General features: G+C 71.2%; 18 protein-coding genes and 1 tRNA gene. 16 read left to right on the plus strand and 3 right to left on the minus strand.

Going from position 1 to position 17,798, the window contains the following annotated elements; translation table 11 throughout:
* Positions 1-10: 10 nt before the first annotated feature.
* From ACFYYW_RS26045 to ACFYYW_RS26120, 16 genes are all read left to right on the plus strand, one after another.
* Entirely contained in the window at positions 11-2,047 is a 2,037-nt protein-coding gene (locus tag ACFYYW_RS26045) for a WD40 repeat domain-containing serine/threonine protein kinase (RefSeq protein WP_387652294.1), read from the plus strand.
* Between the two features lie 211 nt (positions 2,048-2,258).
* Positions 2,259-3,536, plus strand: a complete 1,278-nt coding sequence (eno, locus tag ACFYYW_RS26050; protein ID WP_387652296.1) for a phosphopyruvate hydratase — start codon at positions 2,259-2,261, stop codon at positions 3,534-3,536.
* Positions 3,537-3,607: 71 nt separating this feature from the next.
* Positions 3,608-4,018: a septum formation initiator family protein gene (locus ACFYYW_RS26055; protein ID WP_352323568.1), complete on the plus strand. Its 411-nt coding sequence runs from the start codon at positions 3,608-3,610 to the stop codon at positions 4,016-4,018.
* The gene (locus ACFYYW_RS26060) at positions 4,008-4,496 is read left to right on the plus strand and encodes a DUF501 domain-containing protein (RefSeq protein WP_352323567.1); all 489 of its coding nucleotides are present in this window, start codon (positions 4,008-4,010) and stop codon (positions 4,494-4,496) included. The genes ACFYYW_RS26055 and ACFYYW_RS26060 overlap by 11 nt, the downstream gene beginning before the upstream one ends.
* Positions 4,487-5,434, plus strand: a complete 948-nt coding sequence (locus tag ACFYYW_RS26065) for a Ppx/GppA phosphatase family protein (RefSeq protein ID WP_352323566.1) — start codon at positions 4,487-4,489, stop codon at positions 5,432-5,434. The genes ACFYYW_RS26060 and ACFYYW_RS26065 overlap by 10 nt, the downstream gene beginning before the upstream one ends.
* Before the next feature lie 188 nt (positions 5,435-5,622).
* The gene (locus ACFYYW_RS26070; protein ID WP_387652299.1) at positions 5,623-7,080 is read left to right on the plus strand and encodes a hypothetical protein; all 1,458 of its coding nucleotides are present in this window, start codon (positions 5,623-5,625) and stop codon (positions 7,078-7,080) included.
* A gap of 88 nt (positions 7,081-7,168) precedes the next feature.
* Positions 7,169-7,495, plus strand: coding sequence for a PadR family transcriptional regulator (locus ACFYYW_RS26075; protein WP_352323564.1), 327 nt, complete (start codon positions 7,169-7,171; stop codon positions 7,493-7,495).
* On the plus strand, positions 7,492-8,436 hold the full coding sequence (locus ACFYYW_RS26080; protein ID WP_387652301.1) for a hypothetical protein: 945 nt from the start codon (positions 7,492-7,494) through the stop codon (positions 8,434-8,436). The genes ACFYYW_RS26075 and ACFYYW_RS26080 overlap by 4 nt, the downstream gene beginning before the upstream one ends.
* Before the next feature lie 18 nt (positions 8,437-8,454).
* Positions 8,455-9,249: a uracil-DNA glycosylase gene (locus ACFYYW_RS26085; RefSeq protein WP_387652303.1), complete on the plus strand. Its 795-nt coding sequence runs from the start codon at positions 8,455-8,457 to the stop codon at positions 9,247-9,249.
* Between the two features lie 95 nt (positions 9,250-9,344).
* Complete coding sequence (locus ACFYYW_RS26090) at positions 9,345-10,661, plus strand: NAD(P)/FAD-dependent oxidoreductase (protein WP_364414535.1); 1,317 nt, start codon at positions 9,345-9,347, stop codon at positions 10,659-10,661.
* Positions 10,662-10,741: 80 nt separating this feature from the next.
* A complete protein-coding gene (locus tag ACFYYW_RS26095; protein ID WP_352323560.1) occupies positions 10,742-11,254 on the plus strand; it encodes an ACT domain-containing protein in 513 nt (170 codons plus the stop codon).
* Positions 11,251-11,775: a peptide deformylase gene (locus ACFYYW_RS26100; RefSeq protein ID WP_387652306.1), complete on the plus strand. Its 525-nt coding sequence runs from the start codon at positions 11,251-11,253 to the stop codon at positions 11,773-11,775. Before ACFYYW_RS26095 ends, ACFYYW_RS26100 begins: the two co-directional genes overlap by 4 nt.
* A gap of 49 nt (positions 11,776-11,824) precedes the next feature.
* Positions 11,825-11,900 (plus strand) — tRNA-Leu (locus ACFYYW_RS26105).
* Between the two features lie 366 nt (positions 11,901-12,266).
* A complete protein-coding gene (locus tag ACFYYW_RS26110) occupies positions 12,267-13,058 on the plus strand; it encodes a Bax inhibitor-1/YccA family protein (RefSeq protein WP_387652308.1) in 792 nt (263 codons plus the stop codon).
* Between the two features lie 159 nt (positions 13,059-13,217).
* Entirely contained in the window at positions 13,218-13,451 is a 234-nt protein-coding gene (locus ACFYYW_RS26115) for a DUF4287 domain-containing protein (RefSeq protein WP_352323556.1), read from the plus strand.
* A gap of 56 nt (positions 13,452-13,507) precedes the next feature.
* The gene (locus tag ACFYYW_RS26120) at positions 13,508-13,915 is read left to right on the plus strand and encodes a PPOX class F420-dependent oxidoreductase (RefSeq protein WP_352323555.1); all 408 of its coding nucleotides are present in this window, start codon (positions 13,508-13,510) and stop codon (positions 13,913-13,915) included.
* A 63-nt stretch (positions 13,916-13,978) separates the two neighbouring features.
* Here the strand turns inward: ACFYYW_RS26120 and ACFYYW_RS26125 are convergent, their stop codons facing one another.
* The 3 genes from ACFYYW_RS26125 to ACFYYW_RS26135 all read right to left on the minus strand — a co-directional run bounded on the left by ACFYYW_RS26125 (position 13,979) and on the right by ACFYYW_RS26135 (position 17,730).
* Complete coding sequence (locus ACFYYW_RS26125) at positions 13,979-15,196, minus strand: acetyl-CoA C-acetyltransferase (protein WP_387652310.1); 1,218 nt, start codon at positions 15,194-15,196, stop codon at positions 13,979-13,981.
* Between the two features lie 74 nt (positions 15,197-15,270).
* A complete protein-coding gene (locus ACFYYW_RS26130; protein ID WP_352323553.1) occupies positions 15,271-16,599 on the minus strand; it encodes a PQQ-binding-like beta-propeller repeat protein in 1,329 nt (442 codons plus the stop codon).
* Positions 16,600-16,746: 147 nt separating this feature from the next.
* On the minus strand, positions 16,747-17,730 hold the full coding sequence (locus ACFYYW_RS26135) for an SGNH/GDSL hydrolase family protein (RefSeq protein ID WP_352323552.1): 984 nt from the start codon (positions 17,728-17,730) through the stop codon (positions 16,747-16,749).
* Positions 17,731-17,798: the final 68 nt, after the last annotated feature.

Raw genomic sequence — 17,798 nt, forward strand, 5'->3', positions numbered from 1 at the left:
AGGGGGACTGGTGGTGGAGCTGAGACCGCTGCGCTCGGGGGAGCCGCGGGAGGTGGCGGGCTACCGCCTGCTCGGCCGGCTGGGCGACGGCGGCCAGGGGTCGGTGTTCCTCGGCCGCGACGCGCGCGGCGGCCACGCGGCCGTCAAGGTGCTGCATCCGCGCCTGCTGGGCGACGAGCGGGCCACCCGCCGGTTCCTGCGGGAGAGCACGACCGCCGCCAAGGTGGCCGGCGCGCGCACGGCGCGGATCTACGGCAGCGGGCTGGCCGAGGGGCGGCCGTACATCGTCAGCGAGTTCATCGACGGGCCGTCCCTGCACGACCTGGTCCTGGACGGCGGCCCGCTGACCGGCGGCGAGCTGGACCGGCTGGCGGCCGGCACGATCACGGCCCTGACCGCCATCCACGGCGCGGGCATCGTGCACCGCGACTTCAAGCCGAGCAACGTGCTGATGGGCCAGGACGGCCCCCGCGTGATCGACTTCGGCATCGCCAAGGACGTGGACGTCTCCACCACGGCGAGCAGCGTCGTCGGCACGCCGGGGTACATGTCACCGGAGCAGATCGCGGGGGAGGGCGCGACGGCCGCCTCCGACGTCTTCAGCTGGGCGGCCACCGTCGGGTTCGCCGCCACGGGGGAGCCGCTGTTCGGCAGGGACTCGATCCCGGCCGTGATGAACCGGATCCTGCACGCCGAGCCGGACCTGCGGGAGGTGCCCGAGCCGCTGCGCGCGGTGCTGGCGGCGTGCCTGGCCAAGGAGCCGAGGGCGCGGCCGTCGGCCGAGGAGGTGCGGGCGCGGCTGCTGGGCCGCACGGCGCCGCGCGGGCCCCTCAGCGGGCCCCTCAGTGGGCCCCTCAGCGGGCACGGTCCCGGGCGCGTCCGCGGGCCCGTCCGCGAGGAGGTCCGTGGGCAAGCCCGTGGGCACGGTCGCAGGCGGGCGCGGCCCGGCGCCGGCGTGGTGCGGGCGGAGCGGCCCGGCGCTGGTGAGGTGCGGGCGGAGCGGTCCGGCGCTGGTGAGTCACGGGCGGAGCGGTTCGGCGCGCGGCGGGTGACGCGGCGGGGGTGGGCCGCCGCCGGGGTCGGCGTGCTGGTCGCCGTGGGGGTGGTGGCCGGGGTGTTGTGGCGCAACGCCGGTCTGCCCTCCGGCGGGCAGGACGGCGGGCCGGCGGAGGCGTTCGGCGTCGAGCTCGGCCCCCGGTTCGGGCCCGCGTCGGGAGCCCAGGTCGCGGCGATGGCCATCGGGCACCACAAGGGCGCGCCCGTCGTCGTCTACGCCGAGCGGGCGGGCAACTCGATCGAGGTGTGGGACCCGCGTACCGGCGAGCCGCTCGACCGGCTCGCGAACGCCGGCCCCACGCCGGTGCGCTCGCTGCTGCTGGTCCCGGTGGGCGGCCGGCAGACGGCGGTCTGGACGGGCACGGACGGGGCCGTGCGGCGCTGGCGCATCGGCGACGCCCGCCCCGGCACGTGGCACGCGGTGTGCCCGTCGGAGGCCCGCCTGGCGCCCGGCCAGTGGCGCAAGCAGCCCGCGGTGATGATCGGCTGCCGTGACGGCCGGGTCGTGACGCTCGACCTGGCCGCCAACCGCGTCGTCGCCCGCGCCAGGCCGGCCACCGGCCCGGTCACCGCCCTGGCCTGGGACGAGGCCAGCGGCAAGGCCCTCGTCGGCACCGGCCGGGGCCTGGTGCACGCGGCCGGCGGGCTGCTCGGCGAGGGCAAGGGCGAGGTGCGTTCGGTCGCCGCGTTCGGCGACGGCCGCGCCGCCGTCACCACGGGCCGCTCGACCGCCGTGTACGACCTGGCCAGCGGCGCCTACGTGCGCGGCTTCACCACGGGCGCGGCGGGCGCCGGCGTCACGGCCGCGGGTGGCCGCCGGATGATCGCCGGCGGCGGCGACGGGGTCACCGTGTGGAACGCCGACCGCGGCGAGCGGCTGGGCGGCCTCGCGCCGGGCAGGAAGGTCACCGCCCTGGCGGTGGGCGACGGCCTGCTGGTCGCCGCGACAGGCGGCCGCCTCCAGGCATGGAGCCTGTCCCCGACCGGCTGACCCACGACAGCCTCGATGCCTGTCCCCGACGGACTGGCCACGACGGGCCCCGAAGTCTGTCCCCGACCGGCCGGCCCGCTCCCGACGCCTCCCTTCGACCGGCCGGCCCATGACGGGGCCGATGTCCGGCAGTCGGACCGTGCCGTATCGGTGGCCCTGGGTACCGATAGGCTCTGATGGCATATTGCCTTTCGATTTAGGAGCGCAACCCGTGGCTACCATCGAGGTCGTTTACGCTCGCGAGATCCTCGACTCCCGGGGCAACCCCACGGTCGAGGTCGAGGTCGTGCTCGACGACGGCAGCAGCGGCCGCGCCGCCGTGCCGAGCGGGGCGTCCACCGGCCAGTTCGAGGCGGTCGAGCTGCGTGACGGCGGCAAGCGCTATGGCGGCAAGGGCGTGGAGAAGGCCGTGCTGGCGGTGACCGACGAGATCTTCGAGGAGATCAACGGGATCGAGGCCGAGGACCAGCGCATCATCGACCAGATCATGATCGACCTCGACCGCACGCCGAACAAGGCCAAGCTGGGCGCCAACGCCATCCTGGGCGTCTCGCTCGCCGTCGCCAAGGCCGCGGCCGACAGCGCCGACCTGCCCCTGTTCCGCTACGTCGGCGGCCCCAACGCCCACGTGCTGCCCGTGCCGATGATGAACATCCTCAACGGCGGCGCGCACGCCGACACCAACGTCGACATCCAGGAGTTCATGATCGCGCCGATCGGGGCGGAGACGTTCCGCGAGGCCGTGCGCATGGGCACCGAGGTCTACCACGCGCTCAAGGGCGTGCTGAAGGAGAAGGGCTACGCGACGGGCCTGGGCGACGAGGGCGGCTTCGCCCCCAACCTGCCCTCCAACCGCGACGCCCTCGACCTGATCCTGGTCGCGATCGAGCGGGCCGGCTACGTGCCGGGCGAAGACGTGGCGCTGGCCCTCGACGTGGCCGCCTCCGAGTTCCACAAGGACGGCGTCTACACGATCGACGGCAAGGGCGTCTCGGCGCAGGAACTCATCGCCTTCTACGCGGACCTGGTCGCCAACTACCCGCTCGTCTCCATCGAGGACCCCCTCGACGAGGAGGACTGGGAGGGCTGGAAGGCCATCACCGAGGCCCTCGGCGACAAGGTGCAGCTCGTCGGCGACGACCTGTTCGTCACCAACCCCGAGCGGCTGGCGCGCGGCATCGACGAGGGCACCGCCAACGCCCTGCTGGTCAAGGTCAACCAGATCGGCACGCTGTCGGAGACCCTCGACGCCGTCGACCTGGCCCACCGCAACGGCTACCGGTGCATGATGAGCCACCGTTCCGGCGAGACCGAGGACACGACGATCGCCGACCTGGCGGTGGCGGTCAACTGCGGCCAGATCAAGACCGGCGCCCCGGCGCGGTCCGACCGCGTGGCCAAGTACAACCAGTTGCTGCGCATCGAGGAGCTTCTCGACGATGCCGCCCGCTACGCGGGTCGCGCGGCTTTTCCGCGGTTCCGGCGCTAGTTTCGACTGACGGTCCGCGGCCTGGGAAGGTCTGACGGCCGCGGGCCGTACGTCGAAGGGGGTGTGCAGCATTGGCGAAGAGGCCGCAGCTGACCGGGCGGGCCGCCATCCTCGCGGTCGTGGTGTGCGCGATCGCGATGAGCCTGGCCTACCCTGTGCGCGAGTACATCAGCCTGCGCCGCAGCATCGCCGAGCTGCAGGCGGAGAAGGCCAGGGTCGAGGCCGAGCGGCAGACGCTGCTGGCCCGCGACCGGCAGAGCGACGATCCCAACTGGATCAAGCGCACCGCCAAGGAGCGGCTGCACTTCTGCGGCCCCGGCGAGAAGTGCTATGTGGTGATGGAGCCCGAGCAGGGCAAGGAGCAGACGGCCGTGAAGCAGCCCGTCGAGGTGCCGCCGTGGTACCAGACGCTGTGGGAGTCGGTGGAGGCCGCCGACAAGGGCACGGGCCGCAGAGCGGTGGAGAGCAGCAGTGGAAAGTGACGACGTCGAGGCGGTCCAGCGGCAGCTCGGCCGGCCGCCCAGAGGGCTGCGCGGGGTGGCCCACCGCTGCCCGTGCGGCAATCCCGACGTGGTGGAGACCGCGCCGCGGCTGCCCGACGGGTCGCCGTTCCCGACCCTGTACTACCTGACCTGCCCCAAGGCCGCCTCGGCCATCGGCACGCTCGAAGGCTCCGGCCTGATGCGCGAGATGCAGGCCAGGCTGGCGAGCGACCCCGACCTGGCGGCCGCCTACCAGGCCGCGCACGACGACTACGTCGCCAGGCGCGACAAGGCGGCCCACGACGAGGGCATGGAGCCGCTGCCCCGCGACATGCAGAGCACCGGCGGCATGCCGCTGCGGGTGAAGTGCCTGCACGCCCTGGTGGCGCACGAGCTGGCGGTGCCGGGGAGCAACCCGTTCGGCAGGGAGGCGCTCGACGCGCTCCCCGACTGGTGGAGTGACGGACCATGCGTGTAGCCGCCATCGACTGCGGCACCAACTCGGTGCGCCTGCTCATCGCCGACGTCCGCGACGACACGCTGCACGACGTCGAGCGGCGGATGGAGATCGTCCGGCTGGGGCAGGGGGTGGACCGCACCGGCATGCTGGCGCCCGACGCGCTGGAGCGCACGTTCAAGGCGATGCGTTCCTACCGGGAGCTGATCGACCGGCACGGCGCGGTCGCGACCAGGGTGGTCGCCACGAGCGCCACCCGCGACGCGGGCAACCGGCAGGAGTTCGCCGACGGCGTGCGCGAGATCTTCGGCGTGACGCCCGAGGTCGTGACGGGGGCGGAGGAGGCCGAGCTGTCGTTCACGGGGGCGACCAGGGGCCTGCTGCGCATCTCGCCGGAGACCGAGCTGCCGCAGGGCCCGCTGCCGCCCTATCTGGTGGTGGACATCGGCGGCGGCTCCACGGAGTTCGTGGTCGGCTCCGAGCACGCCGAGGCCGCGCTGTCGGTGGACATCGGCTGCGTACGGCTGACCGAACGCCACCTGAGGGACGCCGGCGACCCGCCCTCGGCCCCCGCGCTGGAGGCGGTCGTCGCCGACATCGAGGCGGCCCTCGACCGGGTCGAGGAGGCGGTGCCCGTCGAGCGGGCGCACACGCTGGTCGGCCTGGCGGGCTCGGTGACCACGATCGCGGGCATCGCGCTCGACCTGCCGGCCTACGACTCCGAGCGCATCCACCACTCCAGGATCACCGCCGAGGAGGTGCACGAGGTGACGCGGCGGCTGCTGGCGATGACCCATGGTGATCGCGCGCAGGTCCCGGTGATGCATCCTGGGCGTGTTGACGTGATTGGTGCCGGTGCGCTAATTCTTGACCGGATCGTGCGTCGTTTTGCGTTTTCCCAGGTCGTCGTCAGCGAACACGACATCTTGGACGGAATCGCCTGGTCCCTCGCCGGCTGAGATAGCCAAATCCGGACATTTCCGATCTATGACCCGTGTTGAGCGTGCAATCACTATTGTGATTAGGTAAAGGCGCAAAACGGGGGCTTTGCCATATTGCTGTGCACGGAAGGTGTCGGCGTGGCGACCGTTCCCGAGCGCGTCTTTTCCCTCACGGAATGGAGCACTCTCACATGATGTCTGTTGGGTTGGCACGTAAGGCGGCGGCGTTCGGCGCCTCCGCCGCCGTGCTGGCCGCCATGGCAGCGGGCCTGGTAGCCAGCCCCGCTCAGGCGGCGACCTCGGCCGCGGCCGGCAAGGCCGGCACGGCCACCGCGGCCAAGTCCGCCAAGTCCGGCAAGGTCTCGGTCACCACGCCGAAGGTCTCGTCGAAGAACTACCAGGGTTCTTGTCCGGTCAACCTCCGCTTCTCGTCCAGGATCTCGGTCCCGGTCAAGGGCAAGACCGAGCTCGCCTACCGTTGGCTCCACGGTGACGGGTCCAAGGGCAAGGTCCAGGTGGTCAAGCTCAAGGGCCACGGCACCAAGACGGTCACCGTCAAGGAGTCGGTGACCTTCAAGGGTGAGGTCAAGGGCTGGGAGGCCGTCCAGGTCCTCGGTCCGAAGAAGGCCACGTCCAAGAAGGGCTACTTCTCGGTCAGCTGTGCCGACCAGGGTGGCAAGAATGACGGGGACGACTTCTCGGGCGTCCGTACGGACAAGGACGTGTCGGTCTCGGCTCGCGCCTGGGCCAACCCGTCGTCCTACGAGGGCGTCTGCACCCCGGGTGACAAGATCGACTTCACCGGTCTGATCAGCGTCAACCACCCGACGTGGGTCCGTTACCGCTGGATCCTGAACGGCGAGGTCGCCGACCACGGCAAGGTCAAGGTCTGGAACAAGCGTAAGGTCGGCTTCGGCATCTCCCCGCGTCACAGCCAGCGTGGCTGGGCGCAGCTCGAGATCGTCGGCCCCGACGACGCCCTGTCCAACCGCGCCTACTACAAGGTGTGGTGCAAGGACTCGACCCCCGCTCCCGCTGTCAAGGTGTCGGCCACCAACCTGGTGACGGCCACCAACCACAACGGTTGCAAGGTCGGCGCGCGCGCCACGGTCAGCGCGACCGGCGCCGCGCGCGTCCAGTACACCTGGGCGGTCAACGGCGAGTCGGTGTCCAAGGGCGAGACCTTCTTCGCCGGCAGCGGCTCCAAGACCGTCGAGCTCTCCGAGCAGGCGCTGATCGGCAACGCCGCCAAGGGTGGCAAGATCACCCTGACGGTCACCGGCCGCAACAACAGTGACTCGATCACGCAGTCGTACGCGGCGTGCGAGGCTCCCAAGCCCACCGCGTCCGTGTCGTCCGTGTCGGTCACCAACACCCGCACCGACATGTGCAAGGACAACCGTGGTCCCGGCGTGGACTTCTCGGCCACCCTGCACAGCACCGGCCCGACCACCGTCAAGTACTACTGGGTGGTCAACGGCGTCAAGGACGTCAACGTCCTTGAGCGTCAGGTCAACGGCGACCTCGCCGTGACCTGGGGCGTCGGTGGCACGCAGAACAGCAAGGAGACGAAGGGCACCATCGAGCTCGTCGTCGTCAGCCCGAACGCCGCCTCTTCGGGCGTCGCCAACTACTCGGCGACCTGCCCCAAGACCGACGCCTAAGCTGATCATGTGACCGGGCGGCACCCTCACGGGAGCCGCCCGGTTCTCTTGTTGCCACTACTGTGCTTTGCACAGTACTCTGCTTCGCGTGGATAGCAGCCAGTTGCTCAAGGGCGTGCTCGACCTGGCCGTCCTGGCCGTGCTCGCCGAGCGCGACGGCTACGGCTACGACGTCGTGCGCCGGCTCAGGGAGGCGGGCCTGGAAGAGGTGGGCGACGCCTCCGTGTACGGCACGCTGCGCCGCCTGTTCAAGGCCGGAGCGCTCAACTCCTACGTCGTCGCCTCCGACGAGGGCCCCCACCGCAAGTACTACGGGCTCAACGAGGTCGGCCGCACCCTGTACGCCACCTCCGCCAAGCGGTGGGCGTCGTTCGCGGCCACCATGGATTCCCTGCTCAAGGAGGGCCACGCATGACCACGCCGGAACAGTACGCGCAGGCCGTCCGCGACGCCCTGGCCGGTCACCCCGACCGCGAGGAGCTGATCGAGGACCTCGACGACCATCTGGCCGAGATCGCGGCCGAGTCCGACCTGCCGCTGGAGGATCGGCTCGGGCCGCCCGCCGCGTACGCGGAGGAGCTGGTGGCCGCCTACGGGGGGCGTCCCCAGAGCCGCCGGAGTCGCCGTCCGCGGCCGCGCGCGTGGGCGGCGCGGGCGCATGCCGGGCTGCTGCGGCACAGGCCGTACCGGAGCTTCGTGGCCTTCCTGCCCGAGCTGCGGCCCGGCTGGTGGGTGCTGCGCGGCTACCTGCTGGCCATGCTGCTGCTGGCGATCACGGCGGGCGGCGGCGTCGTCCCGGGGAACCTGGCGGAGTGGGCGCTCGTGGCGGTGGCCGTGTGGACCTCGGTGTGGTTCGGCCGGGCCCGCGGCGGGCGCTTCGCCGCGCTGCTGGCCACGGGCGTCAACGTGCTGGCGGCGCTGGCGCTGCTGGCCGGCATGGCGACGGTCTCCGACCGCGACGACCAGCCGGTCGCGATGGCGGCGCCGGCCGACGTGATGCTGGTCGGCGGCGGCCTCGACGTCTACAACATCAAGCCGTACGCCAAGGACGGCAGCCCGCTGACCGACGTCTACCTCTACGACCAGGACGGCAAACCGATCACGGTCAGCCCCGAGGAGCACGGGTACATGGTCGACCGGTCCTGCGGTGAGCCGGTGCTCAACCGCTACCCGCTGCCGCTGGTCCAGCAGCAGGAGATGATGGCCGACAACGGCATGCCCACGGCCGCGCCCGCCGCGTGCCCGACGGCCTCCACGGCGCCCCTCGCCCCGTCGGCGACGCCCGCGCCGGCCGCCACCGCCACTGCCACTGCCACCCCCACTGCCGCCACGCCCGTGCCCGAGAGGACGAGGTGATCGGGCACCATCGGTGTCATGAGCTTCGTACCACCCGGCACCGGCTGGCCCGGCGACCCCGCCACCCCTGACACCCCGGTGGCCCATGACCCCGCGGACGTGCGCCGCCTCGCCTCCACCAGCGGCACCCTCGCGGAGCTCACGGCCGCGCAGTCCGTCTGCCGTGCCTGCCCGCGTCTGGTGGAGTGGCGCGAGGAGGTGGCGCGCGTGCGGCGGCGCGCGTTCGCGGACGAGACGTACTGGGGCCGTCCCGTCCCCGGGTGGGGGGCCGAGCGGCCGAAGGTGCTGCTGGTCGGCCTGGCGCCGGCGGCCCACGGGGGCAACAGGACGGGCCGCATCTTCACCGGCGACCGCAGCGGCGACTGGCTGTTCGCCTCGCTCCACCGCTGCGGCCTGGCGGCCAAGGAGACCAGCACGTACGCCGGCGACGGCCAGGAGCTCATCGACACCAGGGTGGTGGCGTCGGTGCGCTGCGCGCCTCCGGCCAACAAGCCCACGCCGGAGGAGAAGGCCGCCTGTTTCCCGTGGATGGCGCGCGAGGTGGCGATGGTGGCGCAGAGCGTACGGGCGGTGGTGGCGCTCGGCGGGTTCGCCTGGCAGGCCATGTGGCCCGCGCTCAGGGACGCCGGCTACGACCTGCCGCGCACCCGCCCCAGGTTCGGCCACGGCGTCGAGGTCGAGGTCCGGCACGGCGCCGCCCCCGTCACGTTGATCGGCTGCTACCACCCCAGCCAGCAGAACACCTTCACCGGCCGCGTCACCGCCCAGATGCTGGACGACGTCTTCCTCCGGGCCAGGTCACTAGCGGTGTGACGCGTCCCACCATCCCCGGGTTGGACTCTCCGGAAGTGCCCGACGTAAGCTTGTGAATGCTTTCACAAGCATTCCACGAGGGATGGGGCCTCAGGATGAACAAGCACATCTTGATCGTCGGCGGCGGGTACGTCGGCCTGTACACCGCGCTCAGACTGCAGCGCAAGCTCCACCGCGAGCTGCGCGGCGGCGAGGCGCGCATCACGATCATCGACCCCCAGTCCTACATGACCTACCAGCCGTTCCTGCCGGAGGCGGCGGCGGGCAACCTGTCGCCCAGGCACATGGTGGCCCCGCTGCGCCGGATCCTGCCCAAGGTGCGCATCCTCAACGGCACGGTCACCAAGGTCGACCACGCCGAGCGCGTCGTCACGTTCCAGCCCGCCGAGGGCGAGCCGCGCCAGGTGGCCTACGACGTGATCGTGATGGCCGCCGGGTCGATCTCGCGCACGCTGCCGATCCCCGGGCTGACCGACATCGGCATCGGGTTCAAGACCGTCGGCGAGGCCATCGCGCTGCGCAACCGCGTGCTGCACCTGCTCGACGTGGCCGAGTCGACCGTCGATCCCGAGGTGCGGCGCAGGGCGCTGACGTTCGTCGTGGTCGGGGCCGGCTTCGCGGGCGTGGAGGCGCTGGCCGAGCTGGAGGACATGGCCAAGGACTCCACCCGCTACTACCGCAACATCACCCCGGCCGACCTGCGCTGGGTGCTCGTGGAGGCGACGAACCGGGTGCTGCCCGAGGTCGGCCCCGAGATGGGCAAGTGGACGCTGGAGCAGCTGCGCGAACGCGGCATCGAGGTCAAGCTGGACACCAGGCTGGAGTCGTGCGAGGGCGGCCACGTCGTGCTCAGCGACGGCACCGAGTTCGACGCCGAGACCCTGGTGTGGACGGCGGGCGTCAAGCCGAGCCCGGTCGTCAACGACAGCGACCTGCCCCTGGACGAGCGGGGCCGGATCAAGACCACCGCCGCCCTGACCGTCGCCGGCACCCGCGACGCCTTCGCCGCCGGCGACGCGGCCGGGGTGCCCGACGTGACGAACCCGGGCCAGTACTGCGCCCCCAACGCCCAGCACGCCGTGCGCCAGGCCAAGGTGCTGGCCGACAACATCGTCCGGCACCTGCGCGGCGAGCAACTGGTCAATTACCGCCACAAGTATGTCGGATCGGTCGCCGGATTGGGCCTGCATCAGGGCGTCGCCAATGTCTACGGCGTGAAGCTGCGCGGTTTCCCTGCGTGGTTCATGCACCGCACCTACCATCTGTCGCGGGTGCCGACGCTGAACCGCAAGGTCCGTGTCGTCGTCGACTGGACCCTGGCCCTGTTCTTCAAGCGAGAGACCATCTCGCTGGGTGAGATGGAGCATCCGCGCGACGGATTCAGGGCCGCGGTGGCGACGACCCGCCGCTAGCCCAGGTACGGCAGCGCCCCGGCGAGCATCGCCGGGGCGTTTTCGGCACCCCTGGACGAAATGCGGAAGGGGTACCACGGGTGGGGCTCTCAGCGGTGACCGTGCTCGGCGTGGACCGGCCCGGCGTGATCGCCGCCGTCACCGGTTCGCTGGCCGACTGCGGCGCGAACATCCAGGACTCGACCATGACGCTGCTCGGCGGGTACGTGGCGATGATGCTTCTGGTCTCCGGCGATCTCGACCCCGCCGAGCTGACCAAGCGGCTCAGCGCGCCCGAGCTGGTGGTCTCCGCCTCGGCGATCGAGGCGCGGCGGCACTTCTGCGACGACGGCGGCGGCCTCGGCTACGTCCTGACCGTGCACGGCCCCGACCGGCCCGGCATCATCTCGGCCGTCAGCGCCGTGCTGGCCGCCGACGGCGGCAACATCACCGGCATGAGCACCCGGCTCACCGGCCGCCTGTACGTGCTCATCGCCGACGTCGAGCTGCCCGAGGACGTCGACGTCGCCGCCCTCATGCGCCGGCTGGCGGCGGTCGGGGCCGGGCTCGACTCGGAGATCACCTTCCGTCCCGTCGAGCCGGACCTGCTGTGACGGGCGCCAGAGGCACCCCGCGCCAGGTGCTCGGCGCGCCGCACCCGGCGCTGTCGGCCAGGGCCGAGCCGGTCGATCCGGCGGCCCCCGAGACCGTGCGGGCCGCGGCCGACCTCCTCGCCACCCTGCGCAGTGAGAAGGCCATGACGGGGCTGGCGGCCCCGCAGATCGGCCTGAGGTGGCGGCTGATCGCCTTCAACGCCTGGGCCCACCCCCGGGCCCGGTCGTGGGCCGGGGAGCTCGTCCTGGTCAACCCTCGGCTCACGAGCGCCTCCCACTGGGACGGCGGGCGCGAGGGGTGCGCGTCCATCGCCGGGCTCACGGCGGACGTACGCCGGGCGACGCGTATCACCGTTCATGGGCATTTGCCGGGCACAGGGGAGCCGGTCGTCATCGAGGCGGACGCCTTCGAAGCCCGCTGCATTCAGCACCAACTGGACCATCTGGACGGTCTACTCTTCTTGGACAGAGTGCCAGGGGCGCTATCACTTCACCGCAGACTTCACACTTGTGACGCCTGATGCGAAGTTGTGCTCCTCGGAAGCATGGTCCGTTTCGTATGATTGCGGCGCCCCCGTAGCCCAATGGCAGAGGCAAACCCCTTAAAAGGGTTGTAGTGCGGGTTCGAATCCCGCCGGGGGCACCATTCTTAAGTGTCCCCGACCTGGGGTTTTCTCCGAGTGAAGCGTCTTGTCGCATCCGGTGGTTCACTACTGCTGTCAACCCGTCACACAATGCTTCCAGTCGTTTGCCGGGAAGACCCGGTGTGGTGAGGCATCGGGAAGATTCCGTTTTCATCACGAAACCCAACAGAACCCGGTTTCCATTGGTTGCGACGCAGTTACTCGCCGCCCGGCCGCCGGCCCCCCGGACGGCCCTCCCGGCCACGGGAACTCGTGCGAGGTCACGTTCGTTGTCCTCGCTGCCGAAGTCCCCCGACGAACTTCGATCTGAGCGTGAGTTGACCTAGGTGCCGCCAGGCCCCGTAGGCTCGGCGCCACAGGAGGCAGCGATGGAGAGCAAGAACCCCGTATTCGGCAGGGTGCGCCAGCAGCGCGCGGGTTGGGCCGGCCCGGCCCCCTCACCCGACACCCTGCGGAACATGTACGACGCCCCGTCGTACGCACCCCCGGCCCCGCCCGCCTACCGGGCGATGACCCTCGACGACGTCGTCGTCCGGGGTTTCCTCACCCTCGGAGCGCTCGTCGTGGCCGCCGCCGCGACGTGGGTGCTCGACGTCCCCCCGATGGTGGCCGTCGTCGCCGCCGTCGTGGCCCTGATCCTCGGCCTGATCGCCTCGTTCACCCAGAGCACCAACCCGGCGCTCATCCTGGGTTACGCGGTGTTCGAGGGCGTCTTCCTCGGCAAGATCAGCCAGCTGTTCGAGGGCGCCATCAGCGGCATCGTCTTCCAGGCGGTGCTCGGCACGGCCTTCGCCTTCGGCGCCGTGCTGACGGTCTACTCGCTGCGGGTCGTCCGCGTCACCCCCAAGCTGGTCAAGTACGGCATGGCGGCCGCCATCGCGGTGGTCGGGCTGGTGCTGGTCAACCTGCTGGTCGGCATCTTCAACGGCGTCGGGCTCGGCCTGCGCACCGACAGCCCGCTCGGCTACGTCTTCAGCATCGTCATGATCCTGATCGGCTGCTTCTTCCTGCTCCTCGACTTCGACTCGATCGAGCAGGGCGTGCGCCAGGGCGTCCCGGAGAAGTTCGCCTGGCAGTGCGCGTTCGGCCTCATGCTGAGCCTGGTGTGGATCTACCTTGAGGTGCTCCGCCTCATCAGCTATTTCACCGGCGACGACTGATCGTTCATCTCCTGGGGGCCTCGCCGTAACCGGCGGGGCCCTCTCTTTGTGCGACCGGAAATCTACCTGCCGTCACACAATGATGCCGGGCCGGGGGGTTGCCATTCGCAGCGCGGTGTTGCAGTGTCGAGCAAAGGACCTTAATCCGCGGAGGTGCCCATGTCCTTGAACCACTCACCGGAGACGCAGACGAAGCTCATCGCAAGGGTCCCCACGATAACGGGACGCGAACTCCCCGAGTGGTTCCAAGCCATCGACAACGGCCCATCCTTCCTGAGGTGCGACGAGCGGGCCAACTGGCTCGCCGACGAGCACGGGCTGACCCACGGCTACGCCGCCGCGATCGTGCTGGAGCACGAGCGGCACCGCCGTACCCGAATGGGCTTGATGTAGAGCCCTTCCCCATCCCCGCGCCCGTGCTCCGAGCACGGGCGCGTCATCATGAAGACATGGATCTGGACAAGGCGCTCGGCTTCATCGAGACCCACCACCACGCAGTCCTGCTCACCAGCCGTCGCGGAGGGCACCCGCAGATGTCGCCGGTGCTGGCGGGCGTGGCGGACGGGCACATCGTCATCAGCACCCGCGAGACGGCGATGAAGGTGCACAACATCCGCCGCGATCCCCGCGTCTCGCTCTGCGTGCTCGCCGACGGCTTCTTCGGCGAGTGGCTCCAGGTCGACGGCACGGCCGAGGTCGTCTCCCTGCCGGAGGCGATGGACCAGCTCGTCGCCTACTACCGTGACATCTCCGGCGAACACCCCGACTGGGACGACTACCGCGCGGCCATGGTCAGGGAGCGGCGCGTCATCGTCCGCGTGACGCCGCTCCAGGCCGGCCCCGACCGTCAGGGCTGACCCCCGGGACGCGAACGGCCCCGCGCGGCCGGGAAGGCCGGGCGCGGGGCCGCAGAGCACGATCTAGGACAGGCGCTCCAGCACCATCGCCATGCCCTGGCCGCCGCCGACGCACATCGTCTCGAGGCCGAGGCTCTTGTCGTGGTGGCGCAGGCTGTTGATCAGCGTCGAGGTGATGCGCGCCCCGGTCATGCCGAACGGGTGCCCGACGGCGATGGCGCCACCGTTGACGTTGAGCCGGTCGAGCTCGATCCCGAGGTCCTGGTACGACGGGATCACCTGCGCCGCGAACGCCTCGTTGATCTCCACGAGGTCGATGTCCTCGATCGCCATCCCGGCCCGCGACAGCGCCTGCTTGGACGCCTCCACCGGCCCGAGGCCCATGATCTCGGGCGACAGCCCGCTGACGCCGGTGCTGACGATCCGGGCCAGCGGCGTGATGCCCAGCTCGGCCGCCTTGACGTCGCTCATGATGACCAGGGCCGCCGCGCCGTCGTTGAGCGGGCAGCAGTTGCCCGCGGTGACCGTGCCGTCGGGGCGGAAGACCGGCTTGAGCCCGGCCACCCCCTCGTACGTGGTGCCGGCCCGGGGGCCGTCGTCCTTGCTGACCACGGTGCCGTCGGGGAGCGTGACGGGGGTGATGTCCTTCTGCCAGAACCCGTCGGCCAGCGCCTTCTCGGCCAGGTTCTGGGAGCGCACGCCGAACTCGTCCTGCTCGCGGCGGCTGACGCCCTTGAGCTGGGCCAGGTTCTCGGCGGTCTGCCCCATGGCGATGTAGATGTCGGGGACGGCGCCGTCCTGGCGGGGGTCGTGCCAGGTCTGGCCGCCCTCGGCTGCCTTCTTGGTGCGGGCCGTCGCGTCGAGGAAGAGCGGGTTGTGGGTGTCGGGCAGCGAGTCGGAGTTGCCCTTGGCGAAGCGCGAGACGGTCTCCACGCCGGCCGAGACGAACACGTCGCCCTCGCCCGCCTTGATCGCGTGGAAGGCCATCCGTGTCGTCTGCAGCGACGAGGAGCAGTAGCGCGTGACGGTCGTGCCCGGCACGGTGTCGAGCCCGAGCAGCACCGCCACCACCCGGGCCATGTTGAAGCCCTGCTCACCGCCCGGCAGGCCACAGCCGAGCATGATGTCGTCGATCGTGTTCGGGTCGAGCTGGGGCACCTTGGCCAGCGCCGCCTGGATCATCTGTACGGTCAGATCGTCGGGACGGATGTCCTTGAGCGACCCCTTGAAGGCTCGTCCGATCGGGGAACGCGCGGTTGCGACGATGACTGCCTCGGGCATGGCCCCTCCTTGTGTCCGGCGCTGATATTAGAACTATATTCCAGTCCTCCTCGCAAGCGCCCCGGGGCCCCGCGTCAGCCGTACATGCCGGGGGCGGTGGCGGTGTGGTCGTTGACGGCGTGCACGGCGCCCTTCTCGTCGCGCCACAGGCGCCAGCCGTCCTGGCTGCCGGTGAACCAGGGCGGCGGAGCGTTCATGGGGGAGACGCGGGTGCCGGTGCCGAGGTCGTACTCGCAGACGGCGGCCGTGGAGTAGAAGCCGGGGGCCTGGCCGCGCAGCGGCAGCGGCTTGGGGTCGGTGACGCAGAAGGACCAGCCCCGCTCCTCGCCCACCGGCGCGGGCTTGCCCGAGACCAGGTCGAAGGCGCTGCCCTTGGCGTCGTGCTTGAGGAAGCCCAGTTTGTCCATGCGGTCGGGGAAGGCCAGCCACCAGCCCGAGCCGGGGACGTCGGAGGCGGTGATCTGGCCGACCACCCGGCCGGTCTCGGAGTCGAGCCTGGCGAAACCGCCGTAGGCGCCCTGGCGGTCGACCGGACGGACCACGGGCGCGTAGCCGGGGCTGCCGCTGGGATAGACGCGCACGACGGAAGGACGCATCCAGTTGACCGTGCCGTCGCTGATCCTGATGGAGAACAGCCCGAAGGTGGAGACCTTCTTCGTCTGGGGGTTGGTGTAGGGGGCGACGTAGCCGACCAGGTTGTCGCCGGTCGAGCCGAACGCCCACCCGCCCGACAGGTCGATGCCGGGCCCGAGCGCCTGCTCGATCGGCTGCTGCCACTGCAGCTTGCCGGTCTTGACGTCGTAGGACTCGATCATGGGGTTGGCGGCCATCCGCAGCAGCAGCACCCGGGCCGGGTCGGACCACTCGACCTCGGAGATGCCGGGCAGCCGCCACATCACCCGGCCGGTCGCCGGGTCGAGCACGACCATCCGGGCGTGGGTGAGGGCGGTGTGCTCCGACACGCACAGGTAGGGGCCGCAGCGCTGCGGCCCGAACGTGGAGTGCATGGGCCTGGCCCACTTCTGCGCCCCGGAGCGGGCGTCGCGGGCGATGAGGGTGGCGTTCCAGCGGCCCTTCTTCGCCGGGTCGAGGGCCACGACCACCCCCTGGCCCTTGGCCGTCTCCACGATCGCGGGGGCGGAGACGCCCATGCCGGGCAGCCGGCCCGCCATGGTGGCCGGGTAGGCCCACAGGCGCCGGCCGTCTTCGAGGCCGAGCGCCACGGTCTCCAGCGTGCCGTCGGGCTTCATGGACGTGGTGGTGACCACACCGGCCGCGGACACGATCCGGCTGACCGCGTTGACCTGGGTGTTCTGCCAGGAGGGGAAGTTCGCCGTGGCGGCGTCGCTGCCGGAGCAGGCGGTCAGGGCGAGGGTCCCCGCGAGGGCCAGGGAAGGTTTCATGAGGGGCCGGAGCACAGGCAATTCACTCCAAAAGAGGACGAGGAGTGACGGCTAAGGCTCGGAGGGTGACCGGGTCAGGCGTCGCGAAGCCCCCCGGCGCGCACGATCACGCGTCGGTGGGATCGTCGAGCCGCCCGCCGGGCGCGCTCACGCGTCGGTAGGCGTCTCGCCGAGCCGCCGGCGGAACAGCGTGGCCCACTTGCCGTGGAGCCCCGTCGCCCGCCCGTCGACCCGGGTCGCGGTGACCTCGGTGCCGGGCTCCTCCGCGGCCGTTGCCGCCGCAAGGTAGATCGGTTGCAGTCCTTCGCCCCGCGCGGGCCGCGGCTCAGGCCACAGCCCCAACGCAGCGCACACCGACGGTAGCACCGCGTAAGCGGCCTGCGCGTAACCTCGGTCAGATGGATGGAAACGATCCGGTCCGAACATTTCTGTCGGATTTGTATCGAATTCCGGCCCCAAAACGTCGGCGAACGCCACCGTGCGGCCGCCCGCGTCGACCACGGCGACGGTCTGGGCCGCCGCGAGCTGACGGCTCCACCGCCGGGTCACCCAGCGCAGCGGCTGGGCGATGGGCCGTACCGTGCCGAGGTCGGGGCAGGTGCCGACGACCACCTCGACGCCCGCCTCGCGCAGCCGCCGCACCGCCTTGGCCAGGTGGCGCACCGCCACGGCCGGCGGCGTCTGGGTGATGATGTCGTTGGCTCCCACGAAGATGACCGCCACGTCCGGGCGCATGGCGAGGGCGGCGTCCACCTGCTCGGGCAGCTCGGCGGACGGGGCGCCCGACTTGCCCGCCACCAGCAGGTGCACCGGCCGCTCGGCCACCGCCGCCACGCCGTTGGCCAGCAGGACGGCGGGGGTGTGGCTGGGATCGGTCATGCCCAGGCCCACCGAAGTGGAATCGCCCAGCATGGCCATCTTGAGGGGTTTGCCGCGGAAATCGCCGTAGACGCCGTCGGAGGGCGGTCCGTCCAGACCGTGGGGGCGGCCGATGGCCTTGCGCGCGAGCAGCCCCTCGGCGATCAGCAGGCCGTACGCCGTGGCTCCCAGAGCCGTGAGCCCGCCACCTCCGAGCGCCGCCGCCATCGCGATCCGCCTGGCCGCGCGTGCCATGCCTGCTGCCCAGACCACGTAGTGTCCTCCCGGTCGAACTCGGCGGTAGCGTTTGCTTGAAAACTAGCCGAGGGCCTGCCACCCCC

It is taken from the genome of Nonomuraea sp. NPDC001831 (assembly GCF_042892035.1).
Lineage (GTDB): Bacteria > Actinomycetota > Actinomycetes > Streptosporangiales > Streptosporangiaceae > Nonomuraea.